The organism is Cohnella rhizoplanae, from assembly GCF_948329515.1.
GTDB lineage: Bacteria > Bacillota > Bacilli > Paenibacillales > Paenibacillaceae > Cohnella > Cohnella rhizoplanae.
The window spans coordinates 102780-127393 of sequence record NZ_CAOJCN010000008.1 but is presented as its reverse complement, the minus strand read 5'-3'; the positions used below and the strand labels follow the sequence as shown (position 1 = coordinate 127393).

The 24614-nt window shown below is 64.4% G+C and carries 20 protein-coding genes; 17 read left to right on the top strand and 3 right to left on the bottom strand.

The window, feature by feature from the left end; translation table 11 throughout:
• Nucleotides 1-47: 47 nt before the first annotated feature.
• Together PQG80_RS14210 and PQG80_RS14205 are read left to right on the top strand one after the other, a co-directional pair.
• Entirely contained in the window at nucleotides 48-407 is a 360-nt protein-coding gene (locus PQG80_RS14210) for a metal-sensitive transcriptional regulator (RefSeq protein WP_271752028.1), read from the top strand.
• A gap of 77 nt (nucleotides 408-484) precedes the next feature.
• A complete protein-coding gene (locus PQG80_RS14205; RefSeq protein WP_271752027.1) occupies nucleotides 485-2878 on the top strand; it encodes a heavy metal translocating P-type ATPase in 2394 nt (797 codons plus the stop codon).
• Nucleotides 2879-3233: 355 nt separating this feature from the next.
• Here the strand turns inward: PQG80_RS14205 and PQG80_RS14200 are convergent, their stop codons facing one another.
• On the bottom strand, nucleotides 3234-3971 hold the full coding sequence (locus PQG80_RS14200; protein ID WP_432432757.1) for an IclR family transcriptional regulator: 738 nt from the start codon (nucleotides 3969-3971) through the stop codon (nucleotides 3234-3236).
• Nucleotides 3972-4256: 285 nt separating this feature from the next.
• Here PQG80_RS14200 and pxpB point away from each other — a divergent pair, with 285 nt between their 5' ends.
• From pxpB to PQG80_RS14140, 12 genes are all read left to right on the top strand, one after another.
• A complete protein-coding gene (gene pxpB / locus PQG80_RS14195) occupies nucleotides 4257-5036 on the top strand; it encodes a 5-oxoprolinase subunit PxpB (RefSeq protein ID WP_271752118.1) in 780 nt (259 codons plus the stop codon).
• A complete protein-coding gene (locus PQG80_RS14190) occupies nucleotides 5033-6055 on the top strand; it encodes a 5-oxoprolinase subunit C family protein (protein ID WP_271752026.1) in 1023 nt (340 codons plus the stop codon). Before pxpB ends, PQG80_RS14190 begins: the two co-directional genes overlap by 4 nt.
• A gap of 4 nt (nucleotides 6056-6059) precedes the next feature.
• Nucleotides 6060-6848, top strand: a complete 789-nt coding sequence (locus PQG80_RS14185) for an ABC transporter ATP-binding protein (RefSeq protein ID WP_271752025.1) — start codon at nucleotides 6060-6062, stop codon at nucleotides 6846-6848.
• Nucleotides 6848-7648: an ABC transporter permease gene (locus PQG80_RS14180; protein WP_271752024.1), complete on the top strand. Its 801-nt coding sequence runs from the start codon at nucleotides 6848-6850 to the stop codon at nucleotides 7646-7648. Before PQG80_RS14185 ends, PQG80_RS14180 begins: the two co-directional genes overlap by 1 nt.
• Before the next feature lie 127 nt (nucleotides 7649-7775).
• A complete protein-coding gene (locus tag PQG80_RS14175; protein ID WP_271752023.1) occupies nucleotides 7776-8822 on the top strand; it encodes an ABC transporter substrate-binding protein in 1047 nt (348 codons plus the stop codon).
• An 18-nt stretch (nucleotides 8823-8840) separates the two neighbouring features.
• A complete protein-coding gene (locus PQG80_RS14170) occupies nucleotides 8841-10271 on the top strand; it encodes a UbiD family decarboxylase (RefSeq protein ID WP_271752022.1) in 1431 nt (476 codons plus the stop codon).
• Nucleotides 10272-10481: 210 nt separating this feature from the next.
• A complete protein-coding gene (locus PQG80_RS14165; RefSeq protein ID WP_271752021.1) occupies nucleotides 10482-11243 on the top strand; it encodes a LamB/YcsF family protein in 762 nt (253 codons plus the stop codon).
• 50 nt (nucleotides 11244-11293) lie between these two features.
• Nucleotides 11294-13003, top strand: coding sequence for an FAD-binding protein (locus PQG80_RS14160; protein WP_271752020.1), 1710 nt, complete (start codon nucleotides 11294-11296; stop codon nucleotides 13001-13003).
• A 36-nt stretch (nucleotides 13004-13039) separates the two neighbouring features.
• The gene (locus tag PQG80_RS14155) at nucleotides 13040-13351 is read left to right on the top strand and encodes a 2Fe-2S iron-sulfur cluster-binding protein (RefSeq protein ID WP_271752019.1); all 312 of its coding nucleotides are present in this window, start codon (nucleotides 13040-13042) and stop codon (nucleotides 13349-13351) included.
• Nucleotides 13352-13402: 51 nt separating this feature from the next.
• Nucleotides 13403-14362: a type 2 periplasmic-binding domain-containing protein gene (locus PQG80_RS14150; protein ID WP_271752018.1), complete on the top strand. Its 960-nt coding sequence runs from the start codon at nucleotides 13403-13405 to the stop codon at nucleotides 14360-14362.
• Between the two features lie 37 nt (nucleotides 14363-14399).
• Complete coding sequence (locus PQG80_RS14145) at nucleotides 14400-15593, top strand: LLM class flavin-dependent oxidoreductase (RefSeq protein ID WP_271752017.1); 1194 nt, start codon at nucleotides 14400-14402, stop codon at nucleotides 15591-15593.
• A 512-nt stretch (nucleotides 15594-16105) separates the two neighbouring features.
• Entirely contained in the window at nucleotides 16106-16582 is a 477-nt protein-coding gene (locus tag PQG80_RS14140; protein ID WP_271752016.1) for a GyrI-like domain-containing protein, read from the top strand.
• 91 nt (nucleotides 16583-16673) lie between these two features.
• Here the strand turns inward: PQG80_RS14140 and lacZ are convergent, their stop codons facing one another.
• Nucleotides 16674-19856: a beta-galactosidase, LacZ type gene (gene lacZ / locus PQG80_RS14135; protein WP_271752015.1), complete on the bottom strand. Its 3183-nt coding sequence runs from the start codon at nucleotides 19854-19856 to the stop codon at nucleotides 16674-16676.
• Nucleotides 19857-19974: 118 nt separating this feature from the next.
• Between lacZ and PQG80_RS14130 the strand changes: the two genes are divergently transcribed.
• Complete coding sequence (locus tag PQG80_RS14130; RefSeq protein ID WP_271752014.1) at nucleotides 19975-20799, top strand: AraC family transcriptional regulator; 825 nt, start codon at nucleotides 19975-19977, stop codon at nucleotides 20797-20799.
• Nucleotides 20800-20936: 137 nt separating this feature from the next.
• On the opposite strand, the gene PQG80_RS14125 is transcribed toward PQG80_RS14130, so the two are convergent.
• A complete protein-coding gene (locus PQG80_RS14125) occupies nucleotides 20937-21548 on the bottom strand; it encodes a TetR/AcrR family transcriptional regulator (RefSeq protein ID WP_271752013.1) in 612 nt (203 codons plus the stop codon).
• 257 nt (nucleotides 21549-21805) lie between these two features.
• On the opposite strand from PQG80_RS14125, the gene PQG80_RS14120 reads away from it, so the two are divergent.
• Nucleotides 21806-22780 carry an NADP-dependent oxidoreductase gene (locus PQG80_RS14120; RefSeq protein WP_271752012.1) on the top strand — a complete coding sequence of 325 codons (975 nt, stop codon included), beginning with the start codon at nucleotides 21806-21808 and terminating at the stop codon, nucleotides 22778-22780.
• 127 nt (nucleotides 22781-22907) lie between these two features.
• Complete coding sequence (locus PQG80_RS14115; RefSeq protein WP_271752011.1) at nucleotides 22908-24230, top strand: M20 metallopeptidase family protein; 1323 nt, start codon at nucleotides 22908-22910, stop codon at nucleotides 24228-24230.
• The last annotated feature ends 384 nt before the right edge of the window (nucleotides 24231-24614 follow it).

Sequence of the window (24614 nt, the reverse complement as noted above, 5' to 3'; positions counted from 1 at the left end):
AATAGGGTGGGGGAGTATAATTGTGTTATAAGAAGGAGGCCGACGACATGCACGTCAATTCAGAATCGCCTGATCTGGCGGGAATCACGGGCGAAGCCGAAGCCGAAGACTGCGGCCACGGAGGCTCCGAGCGCAAGAGCCATCACTCGGATAAGGTCAAAGGAAGCCTGGTCAGCAGGCTGAACCGCATCGAAGGACAAGTTCGCGGCCTCAAGGGTCTCATTGAAAAAGATACGTACTGCGACGATGTCCTGAATCAGATCGCTTCCGTCCAATCCGCGCTGAACGGCGTCGGCAAGCTGCTCCTGGAGCATCATCTCAAGAGCTGCGTCGTCGAACGCATACAGGAAGGCGACACGGACGTACTGGCCGAGCTGATGACCACGATGAACAAGCTGATCAAGTAAATCGGCGGCAGCCGGGCGGCGTTCGGATCGCCGCTTTCATTTTAAGCATAAATATAGGGTTGGGGGGTACTGTACTGATGGAAAAAGAATTGAATCAAGCAGACTTCGCGATCGAGGGGATGACCTGCGCGGCCTGCGCGACACGGATCGAAAAGGGGCTCGGCAAACTGCCCGGCGTCAGCGCAGCGTCCGTCAACCTGGCGCTTGAGACCGCGCGGGTCGAATATGAGCCGGGAGCGGTATCGGTAGCCGACATGCAGAATAAAGTCGGGCAGCTCGGTTACAAGGCCACGCCGAAGCGGGACGAGACGGACGCCGCGGGCGCGGACCGCCGCGCCGCCGATCGAAGCCGTCAGCTGCGGAAGCTGCTGCTGTCCGCCGTATTATCGCTGCCCCTGCTATGGAGCATGGTCGGCCACTTTTCGTTCACCTCGTGGATGTACGTGCCCGAGCTGCTCATGAACCCGTGGTTCCAGCTGGCGCTGGCCACGCCCGTGCAGTTCTATATCGGCCGCGGCTTCTACGTCGGCGCGTACAAGGCCCTGCGCAACGGCAGCGCCAATATGGACGTCCTCGTCTCGCTCGGCACGTCGGCGGCATACTTCTACAGCTTGTATCTGACGATCGACTGGGCGGCTACGGGAGCGAGCGTACATCACGCGCCGTCGCTCTACTATGAGACAAGCGCGATCTTGATCACGCTCGTGCTGCTAGGCAAATGGTTCGAGCGCCTGGCCAAGGGCCGTACGTCCGAGGCGATCAAGTCGCTGATGGGCCTGCAGGCGAAAACGGCGCTTGTCGTGCGGGACGGCGCGGAGATGACGATCCCGGTCGAGCATGTCGTGCGCGGCGACATCGTGCTCGTCCGTCCGGGCGACAAGGTGCCGGTGGACGGCGAAGTGGTGGAGGGCGAGTCGTCGGTCGACGAGTCGATGCTGACGGGCGAGAGCTTGCCGGTCGGCAAGAAGGCGGGAGACGCGGTCATCGGCGCGACCATCAACAAGAACGGCAGGCTGCGCATCCGGGCGACCAAGGTCGGCAGGGACACGGCGCTCGCGCAGATCGTCAAGATCGTCGAGGAAGCGCAGGGCTCCAAGGCGCCGATCCAGCGGGTGGCGGACGTCATCTCGGGCATCTTCGTGCCGATCGTCGTCGGCATCGCGGCTGCGGCGTTTCTCGCGTGGTACTTCTTCGTCAGCCCGTGGGACCTGGCGGGTGCGCTGGAGAAGGCCATCGCGATTCTCGTCATCGCCTGTCCCTGCGCCCTCGGGCTCGCGACGCCGACCTCGATCATGGCGGGCTCCGGGCGGGCGGCCGAGCTCGGCATCCTGTTCAAGGGCGGCGAGCATTTGGAGCTGACGCAGGGCATCGACACGGTCGTGCTGGACAAGACGGGCACGGTGACCAAGGGCAAGCCGGAGCTGACGGACGTGCTGGTCGCGGACGACGCTGCGGGAGCGAGGGAGGTCCTGGGCGGAGGGGATAAGGTAGAGCGGGAGCACGCTGAGGTCCTGAGCGAAGGGGATAAGGTAGAGCGGAAGCCGGTGGGGGGCCTGAGCGAAGGGGATAAGGTAGAGCGGGAGCCGGTGGGAGGCCTGAGCGAAGCGGATAAGGCTGCTCGGTTGCTGAGGCTCGTCGGTGCCGCGGAGAAGGACTCCGAGCATCCGCTGGCGGAGGCGATCGTGTCGGGCGTTCGCGAGCGGGGCATCGCGCTGCCGGACGCCGAGTCCTTCGAGGCGGTACCGGGCTACGGGGTGCTCGCTGTCGTGGAGGGCAAGCGGGTGCTGGTGGGCACGCGGCGTCTGATGGAGCGCGAGGGCGTGAAGATCGGCGCTACGGCCTCGGACGCGATGACGCGTATGGAGGAGGCGGGCAAGACCGTCATGCTCGTCTCGGTCGACGGCCGGCATGCGGGGACGATCGCGGTGGCGGACACGGTGAAGGAAACTTCCGCTGCGGCGGTTGCCCGCCTCAAGACAATGGGCATCGAGGTCGTGATGATCACGGGCGACAACGCCCGGACCGCGGCAGCGATCGCGGCACAGGTGGGCATATCCCGCGTACTCGCGGAGGTGCTGCCGGAAGGCAAGGCGGCGGAGGTGAAAAAGCTGCAGGCGGCAGGACGAAAGGTCGCGATGGTCGGCGACGGCATCAACGACGCGCCGGCGCTCGCGACGGCCGACGTCGGCATGGCGGTCGGCACTGGCACGGACATCGCGATGGAGGCGGCGGACGTCACGCTCATGCGCGGCGATCTGGCGAGCATACCGGATGCGATCGAGATGAGCCGGCTCACGATGCGCAACATCCGCCAGAACCTGTTCTGGGCGCTCGGCTACAATACGATCGGCATTCCCGTCGCGGCGATCGGACTGCTCGCCCCGTGGGTGGCCGGCGCGGCGATGGCGCTCAGCTCGGTGTCCGTCGTGCTCAACGCATTGCGGCTGCAGCGGGCGAAGCTCCGATCCTGATCCGGCTAGACACGGGTCCACTCATACTTGTTCGATCGCATCGCCCTCACTAGAAGAGGCGATGCGTTTTTTTGTGGAGCGACGGTGGTGAACGCCTTCACTAGGAGAGGCGATGCGTCTATTTGCGGGGCCGCGGCGGTCATCGCCTTCACTTGGAGAGGCAATGCGTCTAATTGCTGGGCGACGGCGGTCATCGCCTTCACTAGGAGAGGCGATGCGTCTTTTTGCGGGGCCGCGGTGGTCATCGCCTTCACCAGGAGAAGCGATGCGTCAAGTGGCGGCGCTGCGGCGTACGTCGTTCTGAATACGCTGCACCATCCGCAGCGGGCTCAGCGGCATTCACATCCCTCGTCGGCTACGGAGAAATGGGCGGTCCCGCGTACCCGAGTTTTAGCGAGATGTCGTAGGCCGCCTGCTTCACGGTGCGGATCAGCTCGGGCAGGCGGTCTTCGCCGAACCGGACCTCGGGTCCGGCGATGCTGAGACCGGCCGCCATGCGTCCGGCATGATCGAAGATGGGCGCGCTTAATTCCGCCGTGTAGTTTTCCAGCTCCGACCGGCTGAAGCTGTACCCCGCCTTCCTGGATACGTCCAGCGCCTCCCGCAGCTCGGTCTCGCTGACGATCGTGCCGTCCCCGATCTTCTCCAGTACGACGTCGCTCAGGTAACGTTCCCGCTCCGGTTCCGGCATGAAGGCAAGCAAAGTACGCGAAGAGGCGCCGGCATACAGCGGCGCCTTTCTGCCGATCTTAGTAAACAAACGCACGGGATGATCGGTATCCAGCTTCTCGATGTACATCGAAAAGTCGCCGTCTCGCACGGCGAGGTGCACGGCCTCGCCGATGCTATCCCGAAGACGAAGCATATCTGCCGCGGCGACATGGCGGATGTCCAGCCGTTCGGAGACCAGATTGCCGAACTGAAGGAAGAGCAGCCCGAGCGAATACAGGCCGTCCTGATCCTTGGTCAGGAAGCCCATGTCCACCAGCGAGCCGATCATCCGGTGGGCGGAGGACTTGGGGACGCCGGACAGGCGTATGATGTCGTTCATGCTCAGCTTGGTATGGTGGAGAAACAAATTGAGTAGATCCATGGATTTGATTACGGTCTTGTTTTTGCTCTTGTTTTGCACGATTTCCTCCTGATTACCGTTCCGATGCGCGCCCTATTCTGCCGGGCTTCTCGGGTAAGTATACCTTGAATGCATCAAAAATGGATATGCGTTCTCGCCGATCGTCGATGATCGGTGAATGAGATACGAATTGCCTCTTGCTATTTTTTAATTACCTACTATAATGATCGTATTATATAGATTTGAAATTCGGGATTCAATTCCCGAAATTCGGGATTAACAACATAGGATCTATTATACAAGGTGATGATCGAATTGGAAGGGTTGTCCGACATATACGGAAAGTACGGCGCGATCGAAGCCAAATTGCTGCCGCTCGGCGATTCGGCGATCACGGTACAGCTTGGTGAGACGATCTGCCGGCAGACGCACGACCGGGTGAGGCAGTTGGCGGAGCATCTGGAGCGCAGCCGGTTCGCCGGCATGATCGAGCACGTCCCCGCCTTCCTGTCCGTGACCGTGTACTTCGATCCGTTCGAGGCGCTGGCGGGACTCGGAGATCCGGCCGATCTGTCCGGGAGCGCCGATCCCATGGCTCTGGTCGCCGGGTGGCTTGCGGATAACCTCGCGAAGCTGGAGGAGACGGCGCAGGAAAAGCCGAGACTGACGGAAATACCGGTCTGCTACGGGGGCGAGCTGGGGCCGGATCTGCCCGAGGTGGCGGCGGTTCACGGCTTGTCGGAGCAGGAGGTCATCGAGATTCACGCCTCCGCGGAATATCTGGTTTACATGCTTGGTTTTGCGCCGGGCTTCGCCTATTTGGGCGGGTTGCCGAAAAGCATCGCCACGCCGCGCAAGCAGACGCCGCGGCTGTCGATCCCGGCCGGCACCGTCGGCATCGCGGGGGATCAGACGGGCGTGTACCCGATCGCCACGCCGGGCGGCTGGCAGTTGATCGGCAAGACGCCCGAGCCGCTGTTCCTGCCGGACGCCACGCCGCCGACGCTGCTGCGCGCGGGGGATATCGTACGGTTCCGGCCGATCTCCCGGGAAGAATTCGATCGGCGGGAGGCGGAGCGGCGATGAGCATGATCATTCTGAAGCCGGGACTGCTGACCACGGTCCAGGATCTCGGCAGGTATGGCGTACAGCAATTCGGCGTCATCGTCGGCGGCGCGATGGACGCCTTCGCGCTGCGGATCGCCAACCTGCTGGTCGGCAATGACGAGGGTGCGGCCGGACTCGAGATTACGATGGTCGGCCCCGAGATCTATTTTGCGGAGAAGACGCTGATCTCGATCTGCGGGGGCGACCTGTCTCCTGTCCTCAACGGACGGGAAGTGCCGCTGTGGAAGACGGTCGTCGCGCCGGAAGGCAGCCTCCTGCAGTTCGGACCGGTACGGCTCGGCTGCCGCGCGTACCTGGCGGTGGCGGGAGGCATCGACGCGCCGGTCCGGATGAACAGCCGCTCCACCTACTTGCGAGCGGGCCTCGGAGGCTGGGAGGGAAGGGCGCTGCGCAAAGGCGACCGCCTCCCGGCCGGGGAACCGGCCCGGGCCAGCCAGGTGCTGGCGGAGCTGCTCGCGGATCAAGCGCAAGCCGACGGCGTCGCGATCAGCAGGTGGTCGGTCGCGCCGGAGCTGCTGCCGTCCTATACGGCGCAGCCGGAGGTGCGGACGATCGCGGGGCAGGAGCTGGCGCTGTTCGACGAGGATAGCGCGGACCGCTTTTTCGGCGAGACTTACCGGGTGAAGACCGAATCCGACAGGATGGGTTACCGGTTGGCCGGAGACAGCCTGAGGTTGCGGGAGAAGCGGGAGCTCGTCTCTTCGGCGGTTACCTTCGGTACGGTCCAGGTGCCGCCCGACGGACAGCCGATCGTCCTTATGGCGGACCGGCAGACGACGGGGGGCTACCCGAAGATCGCCCAGGTCGCTTCCGTGGATTGGCCGCTGCTGGCCCAGACGAATCTCGGCGGGGCAGTCCAATTCCGCATGATCTCCTTGAGCGAAGCGCAACGGCTGTATCTGATTAGGGAAAACGGCATTCGAACGCTGCGCGGCGGATTGGAGCGCATGCAAACTAGCACGAACGGGAGGGTGTGAGCCAGTGGCGAAGGACAATCAGCCCAAGCTCTCGATACAGGAGCTGGCGGTGGAGTATAGAACGAAAGGACAGCGCACCGTCGCGCTCGAAGGCGTCAACCTGGACGTGAAGGACGGGGAATTCGTCTCCGTCGTCGGTCCGAGCGGCTGCGGGAAGTCGACGCTGTTGAAGGTGGCCGCCGGCCTGCTGCAGCCGGCGGCGGGCGCCGCCTATATCGACGGAGAGCCGATCGAGGACGTGCCCGACCGGGTCGGCATGGTGTTCCAGAACGATGCGCTGCTGCCCTGGAAGACGGTGCTCCACAACGTGCGTCTGCCGCTGGCGATCAAGGGGCTGCCGGACAAGGAGCAGGTCGCCGAAGCGACGCGGCTGCTGAAGATGGTCGGACTCGAGGGCTTCGCGAACTTCTATCCCAAGCAGCTGTCCGGCGGCATGCGCAAGCGGGTCGCGCTCGCGCGCACCTTCGCTTACGACCCCGACATCTATCTCATGGACGAGCCGTTCGGCCCGCTGGACGCGCAGACCCGCGTCAAGATCGGCGAGCAGTTCCTGCACATTTGGGAGTCGGTCGGCAAAAGCGTGCTGTTCATCACGCACGATATCGAAGAAGCGATCGCGCTGTCGGACCGCGTCATCGTGATGACGGACCGTCCCGGACGGATCAAGGCCGAGTTCGATATCCGGCTAGCGCGGCCCCGGCCTTTTTACGACATCCGGTTCGATCCGGTATTCAAAGAGCTGCAGAAGGAAATATGGGCGCAAATGTCGAGCGGCGCGGGAGGGATCGACTGATGGCTGCAAATTCGAAACGCGCGTCCCGCGCCTCGTCGTTCCGGGACCGCGAATATTCCCCAACATCCGTATGGCTGGGCCGGATCGTCGTGTTCGTGCTGCTGATCGGCTCGTGGGAGGTGCTGTCCGGCCGCGCGTTCAACGCCTTCTGGCTGAGCAAGCCTTCGCTGATCGCCACCCGCATCGTCGATATGCTCAAGGACGGGGACCTGTGGTTCCATATGAGCGCGACGCTGCAGGAGGCGATCGCGGGGCTCGCGATCGGGATGGTCGGCGGCACGCTGCTCGGCATCGGCCTCGCGTTCAGCGGCATCTTCGAACGGTGGATCTATCCGTACATGATGGCGCTGTACAGCCTGCCCCGCGTGTCGCTCGCGCCGCTGTTCATCGTATGGTTCGGCATCGGGCTCTCCTCCAAGATCCTGATGGTCGTGGCGATGGTCGTCTTCGTGGCCTTCTACAATGCCTTCGAGGGCATGCGCAACATCGACAAGGATCTCATGGACATGATGAGCACCTACAAAGCCAAGTGGAACCACAAGCTGCGCTGGGTCGTGCTTCCCTCGATCACCGTGTGGATCCTGACCAGCATCCGGCTCAATATCGGCATGGCGCTGATCGGCTCGGTCATCGCCGAGCTGGTAGGCTCCAATCGCGGGCTTGGATACTATATTACGTATTCTTCGAACATGCTGGATACGACGGGCATCTTCACCGGACTGGTGCTGATCATGGCGATCGCCGTCGTCCTCGAGCAATGCGTCCTGCTGCTGGAGCGCACGCTGCTCCGATACCGTTAACGGGCGAGGTTCGTTCTACCGCCGTACCCGGCATTTGGCCGGCCCCTACATTACGCTGGACCCGACAACGGAGCGGCTTGATATACAGTCTGACGCAAGCTCGATCATCCAGAGGAGGTCAATTCAAATGAAAAAGCAAAGAACGATCGCTTCGCTGCTGCTGGCGACCATGCTGGTCGTATTGTCCGCGTGCGGCAACTCAAACTCCAACTCCAATTCGAACGCCGGCGCCGGCGCTTCCGCTTCGGCGGCGCCGTCCGCATCGGGCAGCGCCGAAGCCGCACCCGAGACGCCGGCAGGCGGCAAGATCCGACTTGGCCTCGTCGGCGGCGGCATGACGCCGATCATCGCCCAGATCGGGATCAACGACGGCTCGTACGAGAAGGCCGGCATCGAGATCGAGGAGAAGGACTTCACGGCCGGCTCTGACATGGTGCAAGCGCTCGTCGGCGGCAGTCTCGACGTCGTGCTCGGCTCTTACGAGCACGTGCTGCGCCAGATCCAGAACGGCCTCGGCGTCAAGGCGTACGCCGAGATCTTCAACGGCGTCGGCTACTCGCTCGTCGTGAAGAAGGACGCGCCGTACCAATCGCTGGCCGAGCTGAAGGGCAAGACGCTGGCCGTCACGAAGGTCGGCAGCCTGTCCGACACCGGTCTGCGCGAAGGCCTGAAGGAAGCCGGGCTCGATCCGGAAAAGGACGTCCAGCTCGTCAACGGCGGCAGCGGCGCGACGATGCTGGCGGCGATCGAAGGCGGCCAGGCGGCGGGCGGCATGGTATCGGAGCCGACGCTGTCGCAGATGGTCGCCACGGGCAACTACCGCGTGCTGTACGATCCGCCGTTCGAATTCGCCGGCATCGTCATCATGGCGAAGACGGACTGGGTCGCGAAGAATCAGGATTTGATGAAGCAATTCCTGAAGGTGAGCGGCGAAGTGAACGAGCGCTCGCAGAAGGACCCGGCCAGCGCGGTTGCGGCCGTGCAGAAGCTGTTCGACAAAGTGCCGGCGGACGTGCTGAAGCAAGCTGTCGCAACACAGCTGACGAAGGTGCCCGAAGGGCTGAAGGTGACCCAAGCCGGCGCGGACTATGTGCAAAAGACGCAGCTTGACCAAGGCATTTTGAAAAAAGAAATTCCGTTCGCCGACGCAGTAGATCTGACTTTACTTCCCTAACGGACAGGAGATGGCAGCATGGCCCAGGATCTGAGGACGTACCTCCGCCAACTGGCGGAATTCGACAAACGCAGCGTGCGGCTCGTGGACCAGGAGGTCGATCCCCGCTTCGGGATCACCGGTTACGCCGCGGCTCTCGCGGAGAAGGGCGAGTATCCGGCGCTTCTCTTTAACCGGGTGAAGGGCGCGGACTTCGCCTGCGTCTCCAACCTGCTGACGGAATACGAGCGCATCGCCCTGTATCTGGGCTGCGAGGTGCAGGACATTCCCCGGGTATACGGCGAAAAGCTGCAAAAGCCGATCGCGCCGGTGGTCGTCGAACGCGCGCAGGCGAAGGTCAAGGAGAACGTCATCGCGGAGCAGGACGTCGATCTGGGCAAGCTGCCGATCCCCGTGCACAACGAGATGGACGGCGGCCCTTATCTGTCGGCGGGCGTCATGATCATCCGCGATCCGGACTCCGGTCTCATCAACGCGGGCATCTACCGCCATCAGATCTTCAACGCCACCGATATGGGCGTCTGGTTCCTGGGCGCGCATCACGGCGGCCTGATCTACAAGAAGTACAAAAAGATGGGCAAACCGGCGCCGATCGCGATCGCGCTGGGCCATCATCCGGGCTTCGTCATGGGCTCGGTGTCCCGGGTGCAGGGCATCGGCGGCGAGTACGAAGCCGCTGGCGCGCTGATGGGCGAGGCGCTCGAGCTGGTCCAGGCGGAGACGTCCGACCTGCTCGTCCCCGCGCATGCGGAGATCATCCTCGAGGGCGAGATTCTGCCGGACGAGGATCATCCGGAAGGACCGTTCGGCGAGTGGCCGGGCCACTACCTCGGCGGCGGCTCGGTGCCGACGATCCGCATCAAGCGGATCACGTACCGCAACGAAGCCATCTTCCAGGACATCGTCGCTTCTAGCCGCGAGCACCTCGTCGTCGGCGGCGTCCCGCGGTCCGGCAGCATTTACCAGACCGTCAAGGAAGTCGTGCCGAGCCTGAAGACGGTGCATGTGCCGTTCTATGCCCGCATGCACTGCTATATCTCGCTCCACAAGGAGCGGGAGGCCGACGTGAAGAAGGCGGCGTTCGCGGCGCTCAACACCGAGCAGGAAAATCTGCGGCATATCGTCGTGGTCGACGACGACATCGACGTCTTCAACGGCGAGGAAGTAGCGTGGGCGATCGGCACCCGTTTCGACGCGGAGCGGGACCTGCTGGTCATCCCCAAGTGGAACGGTCCGGGCGGCCTGCTGCCGACCAACTGGGAATACAGCAAGGAAGGCAAGAATACGCCGCGCATGTCCGCAGCCGCGATCGTCGACGCGACCAAGCCTGCGCCGCCGATCGTGTTCCCGAAGCGCGCCGTCGTGCCGCGCGAGCATATCGAGCTGGCGGATCTCGGCGCATTGACCGAGCCTGGCGCGGAAGGTCTCTCTAAGTGGTTTAAGGGTTAAATCATACGGTGTCGCCGTCGGCGGCGCGCCAGGGCCGGTAAGGCTCGGGCGCGGCTGCCGCACGGCGGCTCTTCGTCTGCGCGCGACACGCCAATCTCGCGCGCGGACGAGGAGTCGCGACAGAGGCGGCTTTCATTTATCCGTCCCGTCCGGTCCGGCTCGCGAAGCGCATCGGACCCCGGGACGCAGCGAAAGGAAGGCATGCATGCGATGAAAACGGTGGATCTGAACTGCGATCTGGGAGAGAGCTTCGGCGCCTACAAGCTGGGGCGGGACGAGGAAATTTTGAAATACGTGACATCGGCCAACATCGCCTGCGGATTCCACGCCGGCGATCCGGCGACGATGCGCCGGACGGTCCGTCTGGCGCTGGACAACGGCGTCGCGCTCGGCGCGCATCCGGGGCTGCAGGATCTGATCGGCTTCGGCCGCAGGGACATGGACATCAGCCCCGAGGAGGCCTTCGACCTGGTCGTCTATCAGCTCGGCGCGCTGTGGGGCTTCGTGCAGGCGGAGGGAGCGCGGCTCCGGCACGTCAAGGCGCACGGCTCGCTCTATAATATGGCGGCGCGCAACGCCGGGCTGGCGAACGCGATCGCCGAGGCGGTCTACCGCGTCGATCCCTCGCTCATCCTGTTCGGCCTGGCCGGCAGCGAGCTGATCGCCGCGGGAGACCGCATCGGGCTGCGCACGGCGAGCGAAGTGTTCTCCGACCGGACCTACCAGTCCGACGGGTCGCTCACGTCCAGACGGCTGCCCGATTCGCTCATCACGGACGAGGAGCGCTCGCTCGCCCAGGTGGTCCGGATGGTGTCCGAGGGCAAGGTGCTGACGCAGCAGCAGGTCGATATCGGCATCCGCGCCGATACGATCTGCGTGCACGGTGACGGCGTGCGCGCCGTCGAATTCGCGAGCAGGATCAGGAGCAAGCTGACCGAATCCGGCATCGAGGTGCGGCCGGTCGGCGAATGAATAGGCCGAATAGCAGCATGGCAAACGAAGATCAGAGAGGGGCGGCGCGCGTGAATGCGATTCAGCTGCATACCGATGTATTGATCGTCGGCTCGGGCGCGGCGGGCTTGATGGCCGCCAGAGCCGCGGCGGACGAGGGCACCGACGTGATCCTGACGGACAAGAGCCTGATCGGCCGGGGCGGCGCCACGATCCTCGCCCAGATGACGGTCGCGGTGGCGCTTGGCGAAGCCGAGGAGGACGACGCGGACGTGCACTTCGAGGATACGATGAAGGGAAGCCGCGGACTGGCCGATCCGGCCATCGTGCGCGCGATCGTCGATCGCGGCGCGGAGGTGATTCTGGAGGCGGAAGGCTACGGCGTGAAGTGGGCCAGGACGCCCGACGGCAAGCGCTCGCAGGCGTTCGCGCCGGGCCACTCGCGGGCCCGCTGCGTTTACGTGGACATCCTGAACACCGGCGGCGCGACGTCGAACGGCTTGAAGCGGGCGATCTGGAAGGACGAGAAGATCCGGCGCCTGAAAAACGTGATGATCACGAAGATCGTCGTCGAGGACGGCAAGGCGGTAGGCGCCGTCGGATTCGAGATGGAGGGCATGCGCCCCGTCGGCATCGCCGCGGGCTCGGTCATCCTGGCGACCGGCGGACTGACCGAGGTGTACGAGCGCAACAGCGCCTCGACGAATATGACCGGCGACGGCTACGTGCTGGCGGCGGAGGCGGGCGCGGAGCTTCGCGACATGGAGATGGTGCAGTTCTTCCCGATCGCCCATCTGTTCCCGCCGCTCGTCGGCATCGACCCGATCATGTGGGACCCGTTCCGTTACAAGCTGGGCGGCCGTCTGCTGAACGGCGAGCGCGAGGAGTTCATGCATAAGTACAACGGCGAGGTCGGGGGCAAGTATACCGCCGCGCGCGACCAGACGACGCTCGCGATCTTCCGCGAGGTCGAGGCGGGGCGCGGCACGCCGCACGGCGGCGCCTACCTGGACTTCACCATGGTGCCGGAGGACAAGCTGAAGGAAGCGTTCGGCCCCGTCATCGATATCCTGCGCAATCAAGGCGTGGATCTGACGCGGGACATGGTCGAGGTGGCGCCGATGGCGCACTTCATGCTCGGCGGCGTACGCGTGGACGCGGATATGCGCACCCGGGTGCCCGGGCTGCTGGCCGCGGGCGAGCTGATCTACGGCATGCACGGCGCGAACCGGCTGTCGGGCAACGCGATCACCGAGGCGCTGGTAACCGGGCGGATCGCCGGCGAGATCGCGGCGCGGTCGCGCGGCGATCGGCCCGCGGACGCCGAAGGGATCGTCGGCCGCGCGTTAGAGGCGGAGCTGGTGCGGCTCGAGGCGTTCTGGCATCCGGCGGAGGTCGAGCGGGATAGCGCCTCGCTGCAGGCGTTCAAGCGCGAGCTGCAGCGGATCATGTGGAAGGGCGCGGGCCCGCTGCGGACGGAAGAAGGCCTGGAGGCCGCGCTGGCCGAGGTCCGGGCGCTGCGTCCGGAGCTGGACGCGATCGCGCTGGCGAAACCTGGCAAGCTCGCGCTGCCGCCGGTGGAAAAGCTGGAGGCCGACCATATGCTAAAGGTCGCTGAGGCGATCATACTGGGCGCCATCCGGCGGCGGGAGTCGCGCGGCGCGCACGTACGCCTCGATTACGAAGAGACGCTGCCCGTCGCGGAGAGCTACAGCGTGTCACTGGACCCGGAGACGGGCGGCTGGACGCTGAGCGACGCGGCGCCGCCCGCGAACGTCTGAATGCGAATGTCCGAAGAGGAAGGAGAGGAAGCGAAGATGTCCGACATCAAGCTGCAGGTGACGCGCGGAGAGGCCGGCGCCGAGCCGAACGTGGTCGCGTACGACGTGCCTTACCGGGAGGGCATGAGCCTGCTGGACGCGATCTTCTGGATCCGCGAGCATCGGGATCCGTCCCTGACCGTGCGCTATTCCTGCCGATCGGCCAACGCCTGCAAGGAATGCTCGGCGCTCGTGGACGGCAAGGCCGGCTTCCTGTGCAGCATTCGCGCCAAGGCCGGCAGCGAGGTTCGCGTCGAGCCGCTCAAGGGACGCCCCTGGATCAGGGACCTGGCGACGGATCTCGATTAATCAAGAAACGGCCCGTACACGACGCTGAATAATGGAAGGAGCGAACGGACCATGACGGAGCCCAAGCTTACGATAGCAATGTCCGAGAGCGACCGCACGCTGAAGCTGCTGTCCGGCGACCGCCGCCCGGCCGGCTTCGGGATCGAAGCCAAGCGGGAATCGGTCGAGCAAATTTTCATCAACCAAATATCCGAGGCGACGTACGACATCGCGGAGCTGTCGCTCGCTTCGTATCTGATCGCGAAGGGAGGCGGGGATACCCGTCTGACGGCCATTCCCGTATTCCTGTCGCGCTCGTTCCGGCACAACGCGATCTACGTGCGCGCGGACAGCCCGCTGCGCCACCCGTCCGAGCTGAAGGGCAAGCGATTCGGCTTCCCGGAATACCAGATGACGGCGGCCGTGTGGGTGAGAGGCATGTTCCGGGAGGAATGGGCGATCCGCGGCGACGAGCTGCAGTGGTTCACCTTCCGGCCGGAGCGGGTGCCCGTGGATATACCGGCGACGCTCACGGAGGGCGACATCTTCGAAACGCTGGCCGAGGGTCGCGTGGATGCGGTCATGTCGGCCCGCCGTCCGCCGGCGCATCTGTTCCCGGCTGCGGGCGAGGGCGGCGCGATCCGCCGGCTCATCCCGAACGTATGGGACGAGGAGCGGGCGTATTACGGCCGTACCGGCATTTTCCCGATCATGCACCTCGTCTCTCTGAAGGCCGAGACCGTGGAGCGCTATCCGGAGCTGCCGAAGCTGGCATACGATCTGCTGCTCGACATCAAGAACGAGGGCATCGCAGCGCAGCTGGAGACGATCAAGAACAACAGCTCCGATCCGTGGGGCTGGGAGTCGGTCGAGCGCTCCTCGCAGCTGATGAACGGCGATATATGGCCCTACGGCGCCGCAGCCAACTGGGCGCAGATCGTCAAGTTCATGGGTTACCTCCGCGAGGATGGCCTGCTGAAGCGGGAGCTGGCGCCGGAGGAAGTGTTCCACCCGTCGGTATGGAACACCTAAGATCGACAACATCTACATGGGATAGGAGAGGGATGCGATGAGCGCCTTCAACCAACACGATTCGCAGCTCTGGACGCCGGAGGAACCGCAGAATCTGCCGGACAGCCCGTTGTCGCGGGCGTTCTCCCAGCCGCTGATGCTCGGCCTGTTTCTGCCGCTGCAGACGGGCGGCTGGTCCCAGTCGACGCTGCCGAGAGGCACGGACTGGTCGTTCGAGTACAATAAGAGGCTGACGCAGCAGGCGGAAAACCTGGGCTTCGACATCGCCTTCGGCCTGTCGCAGTGGCTGCCCAAGGGCGGCTTCGGCGGGGAGACCGGCTACCGGGAGAACTTCCTCGATCCGTTCGTGTCCGCGGTCGCGCTCGCGTCCGCGACGCGCCGGATCCTGCTGATGGGCACCATTCATATCCTGTACGGGCCCTGGCATCCGATGCATCTGGCGAAGTTCCTGGCGACGGCCGATCATATCTCGCAGGGCCGCTTCGGCGCGAACATCGTCACCGGCTACGCGGAGAACGAGCCCAAGATGTTCGGCGTGACCCGGGGAGATCACGACAGGCGGTATGCCCAGTCCGCAGAGTTTACCCGGATCTGCAACGCACTGTGGTCCGGCGTCGACAATCTGACCTACAAGGGCGAGTTCTACGAGCTGGAGGAGGCTTACGTCTCCCCGCGCCCGCTGTACGGACGTCCCGTGCTGGCTACCGCTTCGGGCTCTCCCGCCGGCTTCGACTACGCGTCCAAGTATTCGGATGTCGTCTTCGTCTCCAGCCCGGCCGGGGAAAAGCTGGAGGACGCGCTGCCCAAGCTGCCCGCGCACGTGGCGACGGTCAAGAACGCCGCTGCCGCGCTCGGCCGCAAGATCCGCGTCATCATCAACCCGACGATCATCGTGCGCCCGACGCGCGAGGAAGCGTTCGCCTACTATCAGGCAATCATGGATCATGCGGATCTCGGCGCCATCGGCAGCTTCTCGGCCCGCCACAAGGCCGGAGACAGCCAATCCTGGCTCGAGCACACGGCCAGAGGGCGCGCGGTCGGCGGGCATCTGCACGTCGTCGGCTCGCCCGAGGACGTCGCCGAGCAGCTGGCGCAGCTGCACGCGGCAGGCATCGACGGCATTCAGATTACGTTTTACGACTACGAGCCGGAGCTGGCCTACTTTGGCGAGAGCGTGATTCCGCTCCTGGAGCAGGCCGGTCTGCGGCATGCAGTGGAGTCGGAGGCTTGAGACAAGCTGTTTGGAAATGCGAAAGGGACGAGCAGGAACATTCCTGTCTCGTCCTTTTTTGTGCTGCGCCGTTTCGTTCTCGGTTGGGAACAAAACGTGGGGCCACGTGCCGGCCGCGCTGTTTTGTTCTTGATTGAGAACAAAGAGAGGGGGTCCAGTGCCGGCCGCGCTGTTTTGTTCTCGGATGGGAACAAAGCGAGGGGGCCCGTGCCGGCCGCGTTGTTTTGTTCTCGGTTGGGAACAAAACGTGGGTGCCCCGTGCTGGCCGCGCTGTTTTGTTCTCGGTTGGGAACAAAACGTGGGTGCCTCCTCGCGTCAACCGCGCCTATGTCGGCGGCCGAGAAGCTGGGGCAGGAAGTACACGGCAAGTAAAATCAGAGGCACCGCCGGGGATGATGTGTCCGGTGGTGCCTTTTTACGCTGATCCATAAATGTAATTTAATGTTTGACAGGGGAACATATATTCGGTATGGTGGGAATGGAATACTTCCCCTATAAAAAGGAGTGTTAAAATGTCTGCGATTCCATCCGCCATCATGGAACGGGATGCCGTCCGCTTGTTCGGCTACAAGGTGAGAGAGAGTTTGAACCGCATCATCGAGACTCGGATCGTCGGCAAGCTGAGAGAGGAGCTCGTCGAACGAAGAACGAAGATTCCCGGCGCGAGCCTTGACGGCATATATCTAATTCAGATCTACGAGCCGGGCGGATGGTCGCAAGACACGCCTTTTGACAATATCGTCGGTATTCAGGCCTCCGCCGAGGCCGCGCTGCCCGAAGGGATGATCGAATATGTGCTGCCGGCAGGCCGTTATGCGAGATTCGTGCATCGAGGGCCCGAGTCGCGAATTGCCGAGGCTTACGATTATATTAACGCGCAACACGGCCCGAGACCCGTGGATATCGAATATTGGCCCGATATTCAAGCGCTTGAGCAAGAAGACGCAGAGATCGAGATTTACGTTCCTGTTGCACGCGCGAGCGAATAAGTGAATGGATGGCGCAAATGAAGAAGACATTCGCCCCCTGACAGGGTGAATGTCTTCTTTGCGTGTTCTTAGCGCCGCGCTCCGGTGAATATCACACCGGCTTAAACGTAAACCGGAACGCGTAAGGCCGGTTCGCCGGGAGCGTGTAGGCCTCGTGCGTAGGCGCGCCCCAACTGTCGTCGCCGCCGACGCCCATCTGCTTGAAGTTCACGCGCACGATGCTGCCGCGGCTCTCCGGCAGCTTGTAGGCATGGTCGCTCGCCTCGATCTCGGCCGGCGTCCACGGGAGCGCGCTCAGCTCGAACGGCAGCGCGCCCTCGAAGCGCAGTCCGCGGCCGTCGCCGCCGGTCAGCTCGGCGTAGCGGACGTCCGTCTTGTTGCCGCATTCCTGCGGCCGCAGGTACGGCACGAACTGCTCCGCGACCTTGCCTGCATAGCGGCCCAGGCGAGCGCCCGTGCGACGGTCCCAGTGGTTCTCGTGCGGACCGCGGCCGTACCAGGACACCGTGTCCAGCGCGCCGTCCAGCTCGAACATCATGCCGAACGCCGGCAGCTCCGGCAGCGCGTCGCTGCCGGGGCTGAGCTCCTGCGTCACCTCGACGGCGCCGTCCGGCCCGATCGCATAGCGCAGCGAGAGCGCGCTCGACGGATCGTCCGCGAGCCGGTAGGCGGCGGACACGACGTGCGAGGCGCCCGCCGCGCGCGCGTCCAGCCCGACGAGCTGCAGGCGGCTGCCCGCGTCGCGCCAGATCGCGCAGCGGTCGCCCATCTTGTTGCCGCGGTCGTTGTCGGTCTCGGGGCGCCAGAAGCAAGGGCGCAGCGGCGCGATCAGCCGTTCGCGGCCGTCCGCGACATAGGAGACGAGCGCGCCGGACGTCCGGTCGAAGCGCAGGCCGAACCGCTCACCCGACACCGTCAGCGCGTCGCCGGATTCGGATGCGACGACCGCGGCTGCCGCGACGGGCGCTAACTCGCTGGCCGCGGCAGCTACGCCTTCGCTGGCCGCGGCAACCTGCGCGTCGGCGATCGAACCGGCATGGGATACCGCCGCCGTGCGCGCCTTGATCACGAACTGATCCCAGGCGACCTCGTGTCCCGCCGCGGCCCAGGCCATGTCTGCCTTCAATACGAGCGACAGCAGCAGCGTCGCCTCGCCATCGCCCGGGAGCGCGTCCCAATCGTACGGCACGACGATCTCCGCGCGTTCGCCCGGCGCCAGCGCCAGCTCGAGCGCGCCGCTCTCGCGCGTCTCGCCGTCGATCGCGATGTCCCACCGGAGCGCATAGGCGGACAGATCGGTGAACAGATGCTTGTTGACGACGCTGAAGCGTCCTTCGCGCAGATCGACCGCCGTCCATGCCGCATTCTGGTAACACTTTTTGACCTCGAGCAGCTTGGGGGTCACCGTCCGGTCCGCGAAGAGCAGACCGTTGCCGCTGAAGTTGCCGTCGTGCGGAGACTCGCCGAAGTCGCCGCCGTAGGCGAGATATTCGACGCCCTCCGGCGTGCGCGTCCGGATCGCCTGGTCGACCCAGTCCCAGATGAACGCGCCCTGCAGGATGTCGTAGCGGTCGAACAGCTCCCAGTACAGGTGCAAGCCGCCGCAGGAATTGCCCATCGCATGGCTGTATTCGCACAGAATGTACGGCTTCTTGGGCTTGCCCTGCGCGTAGCGCTCGAGGTCCGCCGGCTTGGCGTACATCGTCGACTCGATGTCGGACGCGGCGTCGTAAGCCCTGTGGTGGAACGTGCCCTCGTAGTGAACGAGGCGCGACGGATCGGCCTCACGCAGGAAGTCGTGCATCGCGATGAAGTTCTCGCCCCCGTACGACTCGTTGCCGAGCGACCAGATGACGACGGACGGGTGGTTTTTGTCCCGCTGGAGCATCGAGTTGGCGCGGTCGAGCACGTTTTCCCGCCACTCCGGCTTGCTGCCCGGCACGTTGAACGCCTTCTCCTCCTCCTGGCCATATTCCCAGCTGCCGTGCGTCTCGAGATTCGTCTCGTCGATCACGTACAGGCCGTACTCGTCGCACAGGTCGTACCAGACCGGCTGGTTGGGATAGTGCGAGGTGCGGACGGCATTGACGTTGTGGGTCTTCATGAGCAGAATGTCGCGCACCATGTCCGCCTTGGCCAGCGCGCGGCCGGTATCGCAGGAGAACTCGTGGCGGTTGACGCCCTTGAACACGATCCGCTGTCCGTTGATCTTCATGAGCCCGTCCTTGAGCTCGAACGCGCGGAAACCGATCCGGCAGCCGGTCGCATGCAGCAGCGCGCCGTCATCGCCGTAAAGGGACAGGACCAGCGTGTATAAGTGAGGCGACTCCGCGCTCCACTTGAGCGGCGAGGTCACCGGGGCGGTCAGCGTCAGCGCCAGCGCTTCCTCGGCGGAAGTGGAGACGGCGACCGAATGCGCCGCATCCCAGACCGCGCGGCCGGAAGCGTCGTAGAGCTGCATGTCGAGCCGGCTTGCGTCATAGCGCTTGCCGTAGTAGTTGTCCAGCTTGACGTCCACGGCCAGCACCGCGTCGCGATAGTCCGCGTCCAGCGTCGGCTTGGCGAAGAAGTCAGAGACCCGAAGCGCCGGAGCCGAATACAAGTATACGTCGCGGAAGATGCCGGACAACCGCCAGAAGTCCTGGTCCTCCAGCCAGCTCGCGTCGCACCAGCGGTACACTTCGACCGCGAGCTTATTTTCCCCCTCGACCAGGTAGGCAGTGATGTCGAACTCCGCAGGGGTGAACGTATCCTCGCTATAACCGGCCAGCTCTCCGTTGACCCAGACGTAGAAGGCGGACTCGACGCCCTGGAAGCTTAGGAAAACGGGCTGTCCCGCCCAGGCGGAGGGTACCTCGAACGAGCGGACGTAGGAGCCGACGGGGTTGTAAACCGTAGGCGCAAACGGCTGCTTCAGCTCGGGCTCCCGCTCGGACCACGGATAGCGGATGTTCGTATATTGCGGATAGTCGTAGCCGTGGAACTGCCAATGCGAAGGCACCGGCATGTCCGCCCAGCCGCTGCTGTCGAAGTCCGTCCGGTAGAAGTCGCGCGCGCGCTGTTCGGGCGTGTCCGCGAGGGAAAATTTCCACGTGCCGTTCAGCGTGAGGAAATAGGGAGACAGGGTCGGATCTCCCGCGAGAACGCCGTCGGCAGATGGATATGCCATCATATGGGAATGCGCTTCCATCCGGTTCAGTTGAAAAACGTCGGGGTTGTTGTTCCATTCGGGATAGCCGTTGGCCGGCGGCGTGTAGTTGAATTTCTGACGCACTGTCAGCGCTCCTTCGCAATGAAGTCATTAATATATTCACATTATAGTCGGTATGATAAAGTGGTTATATAAAAGGATTTTCTACCTAACTATTAATATATGAAACGAGCGATGCTAGGTGAAAAGCAAAATGCTGTTCAGCCGGACGGACCGGACGACGCTGCTCCCCGTGCACGTCACCTCGATCGGTTATTGGGAGCATCAGCCGGAAACGGAGCGCGAGGAGGGCTTCCCCGATTACCAGCTGCACCAGACGATCCGCGGCGTCGGCGAATACATCGTGGACGGCCGGACGATCCGCGTCGGACCCGGAGAGGCGTTCGTCCTGTACCCGGGCGTCCGGCATGCGTACCGGCCCGTCTCGAAGCCGTGGGAAATGGCGTGGGTCGCGTTCAACGGCAGAGAGGCGGGCGCGCTGCTGCGATATGCGGGCTGGGGGGCTTCCGGACACGGAAAGGTCGCGGAAGGCGGGCTGCTCGAATCCTTCAGGACGATGCTCGGAGAGGACTCGCTCTCGTACGAGGCCAATCTGACCCGGTCGCACGGCATGTACGCCCTGCTGCTCGAGCTGGGACGCGCGCAGACGGCCGGCAGCCGGGAACAGGACATGAACCGGATAAGGCCCATCATCGACTTTATTGAATACAACCTGCACCGTCCGCTTTCGCTCGGGGAACTGGCAGAGGCTGCGGACGTGTCTCCGCAGTATTTGTGCCGGCTGTTTCAGAAGACGATTCAGATGCGGCCGCTGCAATACGTCAATCTGCAGCGCGTGGGGCGAGCCAAGCAGCTTATGTTCGGCGCGCCGGGCAGGCGAATGCACGAGGTAGCGCGGGACGTCGGCTTCGACAATGCCAGCTACTTCGGGGCCGTATTCAAGAAGGCGACGGGGTTCAGTCCGGAGCAGTTCAGGCGGCTGTACGGATTGCCGGACGCGGAATAAGTCGTGTGTGGGGGCGGTATCTACAGCCGCGCGGTTAAGCAGGAGATGGACGAAGCTTCTATTGCGGCCTGGCTCGCGTCTGCGATTCCGGCAGAGGGAACGGGACTGTCGGCCTCGATCAAGGCGCAAGGCGCGCATTATTCAAGCAGCCCGCCGGGCGTCAGCGCCGCGGCACCGCCGAGCACGAGCGCGAGCAAGCGCTCCGTCATCTCCTCGCGCGGCACGGCCCGCCGTCCGCGGGCCCACTCGTTGGCCGCCCCGAAGACGGCCCAACTCGCCGCGGATGCGATGGTCTCGGCCGGGACGGGCCAAGCTTCGGGAGGAGCGGGCACGGCGTCCAGCCATCGTCCGAACAAGGCGGCCAACTCCTGTTGGACGGCTTGCTCGAGCATCGGATGCAGCGACTCCCGACGCCGGCAGACGCCGTATACGTCCTCGAAGTGGGCGAGCGCGGCCGAGATCGCGAGCCGCAGGTCGCGGCGGCGCCAGCCCGCGTCCGGACCGAGACGGGCGCCGAGCAACGCCTGCAGCTTCTCGCGGATGACCAGGTCGAGCAAGCCGTATTTGTCCGGGAAATGCGCGTAAAACGTGCCGCGATTAACGTCCGCCCGCTCGGCGATATCCCGTACGGTCACGGCCTCGAACCCCTTCTCCTCGACCAATTCGCGGAACGACTGCTTAAGCAGCCCGACCGTTCTTCTGGCACGTCTATCCGGCTTATGCGCAGCCGCGTTCGCGCTTGTGCTCATGTCCGCGCCCTCCGTTTCCCGACAGTATCGGGTTAGTGTCCGTTAACGGCCGAATGGCCGTTATTGTCCATTGAACGCATTGCGTTCGGCACGCTACATTATAAGCGAGCGCGCCGCCGGCGCACAATGCAAAGGGCATCCGGCAGCACCGCACGCGACAGGCAGACGCGCGAGTAGATGCGCATCGGAGCGGGGAGGCCGACGAGCAAGACGGCAGGCGTCCTCACACTCAGGATGCGGAGAAGAGGGAGATGGGGATGGACGAAGGGAAGAGCAGGACAAACGCGAAGACCATGAATGCGGTTCGCTTTCACGAATACGGCCCGCCTGAAGCGCTGCGCTTCGAGCGGGTAACGAGACCGTCCGCGGGGACGCGGGAAGTGCTCGTGCGCGTGCGTGCGGCAGGCGTCAATCCGGGGGATTGGCAGATGCGCTCGGGCTGGGCGGCGGAGAAGTTCGGCCTGTCCTTGACGCTGCCGTTCACGCCGGGATACGACCTGGCGGGCATCGTCGAGGAGGTTGGTCCGGGCGTGACCCGGTATCGCGCCGGAGACCGCGTCTTCGGAATGACGGCGGCGGCCGGTGCTTATGCGGAGTTTGTGGCCGTCCCGGAGTCACGGCTCGCTTTGCTGCCGGCGGCGCTGGACGACGTTCAGGCTGCCGGCGTGCCGATGTCGGCCTTCACGGCATGGACGGCCGTGCACGCGCAAGCGCAGGTGTTGCCTGGCCAGACCGTTCTGATCAACGGCGCGTCCGGCGGCGTCGGTCACTTCGCCTTGCAGTTCGCGAAGCTCGCGGGCGCGCGCGTAATCGCCGTGACGTCGGGCCGCAACCGCGCGTTCGCCGAAGCGCTCGGCGCCGATGACGTCTTTGATTACACGGCGGACGATTGGGCGGCACTCGCAGGGGTGGCCGATGCCGTCATCGACACGGTCGGAGGCGAGGAGACGGAAGCGCTCGTCCGGTCCGTACGCCAGGGAGGTTCGCTCGTGCCGGTCGGTTGGGGCAGGTATTCTCCCGAGCTGGCCCGGAAGATCGGCGTCCGCGTGCAGGAGCTGCTGATGGCGCCGTTCGAGGCAGACAGGCTCGCGAGGATCGGGGAGCGGCTCGCGGCAGGCGACTTGCGGGCCGAGATCGGCGCGGCGATGCCGCTAGCGGAAGCGGCGAGGGCGCACGCGTTGAGCGAGAGCCGGCGGGCGCGCGGCAAGATCGTGCTGCAAGCGGGAGAGTAAGGGGCTTTGAGATTGAATAGAGGACGGCGCGAATGAATAGAAAAGTCCGATAAGCCCGCGGATTGACGCCGGGACGCCCGGGTGGTAGAGTCGTGACCATACAAATCATAGTAAGCGGGTGGGAAAAATGGCTTTATTGACGGGTCAAGTGTCGGCAGCAGCGTCGTGGAGTCCCGAGGCAACGGGCTGGGAGCGAGAACTGCACGCCGTGCGGGGAGGTTCGGACTTGGACGTCGACGCCGTCTGCCGCGCCATCGAGGAGCGGGAAGCCGAATGGATCTCGCTTCGGCGGGAGTTTCATCATTTTCCCGAGCTCATGTACGACGTCGGCCGAACTGCGACCCGTGTCGCGCAGCTGCTGCGCGAGTATGGTCTAGAGGTGCAGGAGAGCGTCGGGGATCACTTCGGGAAAGGCGTCGTCGGCGTATTGCGCGGCAGCCGGCCCGGTCGAACCGTACTGCTGCGCGCGGACATGGACGCGCTCCCGATCCGCGAGATCGAGGGCCGCGAATACGGCTCCGAGATCGAGGGAGCGATGCATGCTTGCGGCCATGACGCGCATACGGCGATGCTGCTGGCGGCTGCCTATGGGTTAAGCCTGGAGCGCGAACGGCTGGCGGGGACGGTTCGATTCGTATTCCAGCCTGCCGAGGAGGGAGCGGCGCCCAGTCCGGTTGACGGCGAGTTGCGCAGCGGCGGACGCGATCTTGTCGAGAGCGGGGCCGCGGATGGGGCTGACGCGGCATTCGCGCTGCACGTTTGGCCGGGGCTCGATACCGGCGAGATGGCGATTCACCGGCGGGAGGCGATGGCGGCCTCGTCGCATTTTCGATTCACGTTCCGCGGCAGGTCCGGCCATCACGGGGCTCCGCATCTGGCGGCGGACGCGCTGCTCATGGCCGCCCACTTCGCAGTGGAAGCCAATAGCGCCGTGGCGGTCTCGTCCGATCCGCTCGAGCCGGTGGCCTTCGCCTTCGGCAAGCTTCATGCCGGGACCGCAGGCAACGTCATCGCGGACACGGCCGAAGTGCTCGGCACCTACCGGGCCTTCGGCGACGCGACGGTGCGGCGGATCAGGTTCGTGCTCGAGCGCTGCGCCGCAGCCTGCGCCGACCGCTTCGGCGGCACCGTCGAGCCGAGCTTCCGCATGGGCAAGGCGCTGATCAACGACGCCGCGGCGGTCGGGCTCGCGGAGCGGGCGGGCGCCGACGTGTTCGGCGCGGAGCAGGTTCGCCTACTCGACCAGCCCAGCCTTGCAGGTGAAGACTTCGCTTATTATCTCGACAAGGCCCCCGGTGCCATGCTGCTCATCGGCGTGCGCGACGAGGCGCGAGGCATCGTTCATCCGCTCCACCATCCGTCGTTCGATCTGGACGAGCGGGCGATCGCGCTCGGGGCCAAGCTGCACGCGCGGGCGGCCGCTTCGTTTTTGGAGCGGGGCTTCGAATAGACCGCCTGCTCCGCGCAGGTTGCAAGCACGGCCAAGGCACCGCGGGGAGAACCCTCGGCGCCTTGGCCGTGAACGTGAGAGTATCGCCAAATAGCGTTTACGACCCGACGTCTTCGCCCCCGTTTTAACGCTATCCCCTTCGCGCAGGAACACGCGCATCTCCGCCCATTTTAACGCTATCCCCTTCGCACAGGAGCACGCTCCGCCCGTTTTAACGCTATTCCCCTCGCACAGGAACACGCGCTTTATCCACCGTTTTAACGCTATCCCCTTCGCACAGGAACACGCGCATCTCCGCGTAAACGCTTCGGTCAGCTCCGGGGGGGACCCGGCCCGCTGAGGACAGGAGCGATCCCGCGGAGCGCTTCTTTTATTTTATCGATA

Coding starts and splice junctions, on each gene's coding strand:
- PQG80_RS14165 (WP_271752021.1), top strand. CDS start 10,482: ATGAAAACGGTGGATCTGAACTGCGATCTGGGAGAGAGCTTCGGCGCC.
- PQG80_RS14140 (WP_271752016.1), top strand. CDS start 16,106: ATGTCTGCGATTCCATCCGCCATCATGGAACGGGATGCCGTCCGCTTG.
- PQG80_RS14115 (WP_271752011.1), top strand. CDS start 22,908: ATGGCTTTATTGACGGGTCAAGTGTCGGCAGCAGCGTCGTGGAGTCCC.
- PQG80_RS14125 (WP_271752013.1), bottom strand. CDS start 21,548: ATGAGCACAAGCGCGAACGCGGCTGCGCATAAGCCGGATAGACGTGCC.
- PQG80_RS14155 (WP_271752019.1), top strand. CDS start 13,040: ATGTCCGACATCAAGCTGCAGGTGACGCGCGGAGAGGCCGGCGCCGAG.
- PQG80_RS14145 (WP_271752017.1), top strand. CDS start 14,400: ATGAGCGCCTTCAACCAACACGATTCGCAGCTCTGGACGCCGGAGGAA.
- PQG80_RS14170 (WP_271752022.1), top strand. CDS start 8,841: ATGGCCCAGGATCTGAGGACGTACCTCCGCCAACTGGCGGAATTCGAC.
- PQG80_RS14210 (WP_271752028.1), top strand. CDS start 48: ATGCACGTCAATTCAGAATCGCCTGATCTGGCGGGAATCACGGGCGAA.
- PQG80_RS14180 (WP_271752024.1), top strand. CDS start 6,848: ATGGCTGCAAATTCGAAACGCGCGTCCCGCGCCTCGTCGTTCCGGGAC.
- PQG80_RS14200 (WP_432432757.1), bottom strand. CDS start 3,971: ATGGATCTACTCAATTTGTTTCTCCACCATACCAAGCTGAGCATGAAC.
- PQG80_RS14175 (WP_271752023.1), top strand. CDS start 7,776: ATGAAAAAGCAAAGAACGATCGCTTCGCTGCTGCTGGCGACCATGCTG.
- PQG80_RS14150 (WP_271752018.1), top strand. CDS start 13,403: ATGACGGAGCCCAAGCTTACGATAGCAATGTCCGAGAGCGACCGCACG.
- pxpB (WP_271752118.1), top strand. CDS start 4,257: ATGATCGAATTGGAAGGGTTGTCCGACATATACGGAAAGTACGGCGCG.
- PQG80_RS14205 (WP_271752027.1), top strand. CDS start 485: ATGGAAAAAGAATTGAATCAAGCAGACTTCGCGATCGAGGGGATGACC.
- PQG80_RS14190 (WP_271752026.1), top strand. CDS start 5,033: ATGAGCATGATCATTCTGAAGCCGGGACTGCTGACCACGGTCCAGGAT.
- PQG80_RS14120 (WP_271752012.1), top strand. CDS start 21,806: ATGGACGAAGGGAAGAGCAGGACAAACGCGAAGACCATGAATGCGGTT.